Source organism: Shewanella sp. SG41-4 (assembly GCF_014164505.1).
Lineage (GTDB): Bacteria > Pseudomonadota > Gammaproteobacteria > Enterobacterales > Shewanellaceae > Shewanella.
Map to the genome: position 1 here is coordinate 1 of NZ_JACJFI010000492.1, position 1,964 is coordinate 1,964.

Genomic DNA, 1,964 nt, shown 5'->3' on the forward strand with positions numbered 1-1,964 from the left:
TATTTTTTTCCGTATAAGCAGTTGACTGATAAGGAGTGGAGTAGTGTTCTCGCTGAATATATTCCATTGTTTCTAGGGGCAAAAAATCGGTTAGATTATGAAAAAGTGGCGCTATCTTTAATGGGTGAGCTTAAGGATACGCATGCTAATTTATGGGCTGGTCGCGGTGAAGTTGAAAAAATGCGAGGTGAATTTTACCCACCAGTTTTCACAAGGTTTGTTGAGGGTGAGCTTGTTGTGGTGGATTTTTACACGGAAAACAAGCGTGATATCAGCGATATGTCCCGCCTGAGCGGCCTGTCTATAGGCGATGTTATTACAGAGATCGATGGTGTCGCCGTGGAAGAGTTGGTTAGGGATAAGCTGCGTTATTACCCTGCATCAAATGAAGCTTCAAGGCTAAGAGATATTGCTCCTGATTTGTTGAGGTCGAATAAGGCTAAAATAGATATAAGCTTTAGGCGCGACAAGTTAATGGGTAATACGTCGCTAAAATTATTCAAAAAGGAAGAGTTGCACGTTTTCCAGTTGTATCGCAAACCTAAGGGTGAAAAAAGCTATAAAACTATCGATGGGGATATTGGTTACGTTACGTTGGCCACCATTGAAAAAAAGGATGTGGATTCTATAAAAAATCAATTCAAGGATGCGGCAGGCATTATAATTGATATTCGAAATTATCCTAACACTCCATCAATGTATAGTTTGGGTTCATTTTTCGTGGAAGATAAAAGAGCATTCGCGAAATTCACTTATCCAAACATAAATAACCCGGGTGAGTTTGGCGTTGGTAATGTAGCGGTTCTTAAACCGTCGGAAGTGACTTTTAAAGGAAAGCTAGTTGTCTTAGTGAATGAAAACACGCAAAGTCAAGCTGAGTTTACTGCGATGGCATTTAGGGCGGGTAGAGACACTGCGATAATAGGGAGTAAAACGTCAGGTGCAGATGGCAACATTGTGAGCTTTGCTCTGCCGGGTCTATTAAGGACGACTTTTTCCGGTCTTGGAGTTTATTATCCTGACGGTGGAGAAACTCAAAGAGTAGGTATTATTCCTGATTTAGAGGTGAAGCAAACCATAGAAGGAGTGAAAGAAGGTAGGGATGAGTTAGTGGAAAAGGCTATTGAGGTAATTAGAACCAGGGAAGCTGCGATTAAGTAGTCAGATTCTCCCTACATGAGCCCCAAGGCCATCATTATCGACGTCCTGTGGCTCTATTTTCTTATTTTCAGCTAAAAATCGTCTCTATGAGGCTGATTTTGGACCTGTTTTAAGTCAATTTTCCCATTTTAGGTAGATCTCGCCTGTGCGCTTATTAATTGGTCGACTCCCACTAGGTTCGCCAAGTTGAATAACATCACCAGCTGACTGTCGTTTTTAACCAGTTCCTTGTACCTGGCTTTGACGAAACCAAACTGACATTTAACTATCCTAAATGGATGTTCAACCTTGGCTTGGATACTGGCCTTCAGGTATTCGTAACGGATGGCCAGCTTGTTCTTGCGTGGGAGCTTCTTCAACTCTGGCAGTAAAACTTGGATTGAATGCGGACTACTATGGCACTCATTCCATGCGCCGTACTAAAGCAACCTTGATCGATGCCAAAACAAAAAACATCAGAGCGGTACAGATTTTACTGGGGCACTCGAAGCTAGATAACACTATTCGTTACCTTGGAGTGGAACTGGAAGACGCTCTGAGGCTCTCAGAGCAAACAGACTGCTGAGGCTTGCTGATACAGGCTTTTCTCCTGAAAAGCCTGTGCCCCTTTACCAGTTTCAGGCGATAAGCTGCACAGGACATTGACGAGCCTGTTGACCTACTTTTACTAATCCATAAAAGCCAGTTACTAATTACTTTCGAAAAACATCAGTCTCAATACACACTTTTCAATTTTTCTTGCTAGTTTATTCGGCACGGCTCTGATAGAGTTCTTATTAATAACCAGCTTTTCAATAGCTTGG

General features: G+C 42.1%; 1 protein-coding gene and 2 pseudogenes. 2 read left to right on the forward strand and 1 reads right to left on the reverse strand.

Annotation, left to right across the window (positions count from 1 at the left end; translation table 11 throughout):
- Window positions 1–1,161 (forward strand): S41 family peptidase (locus H5202_RS21480; protein ID WP_220493963.1); only part of this gene is annotated, 1,161 nt, incomplete at its 5' end.
- 128 nt (window positions 1,162–1,289) lie between these two features.
- Here the strand turns inward: H5202_RS21480 and H5202_RS21485 are convergent.
- A pseudogene (locus tag H5202_RS21485) lies at window positions 1,290–1,520 on the reverse strand (IS5/IS1182 family transposase); the annotation flags it as partial.
- Window positions 1,521–1,525: 5 nt separating this feature from the next.
- On the opposite strand from H5202_RS21485, the pseudogene H5202_RS21490 reads away from it, so the two are divergent.
- Window positions 1,526–1,726: pseudogene (locus H5202_RS21490) on the forward strand (integrase); the annotation flags it as partial.
- Between the last annotated feature and the right edge of the window lie 238 nt (window positions 1,727–1,964).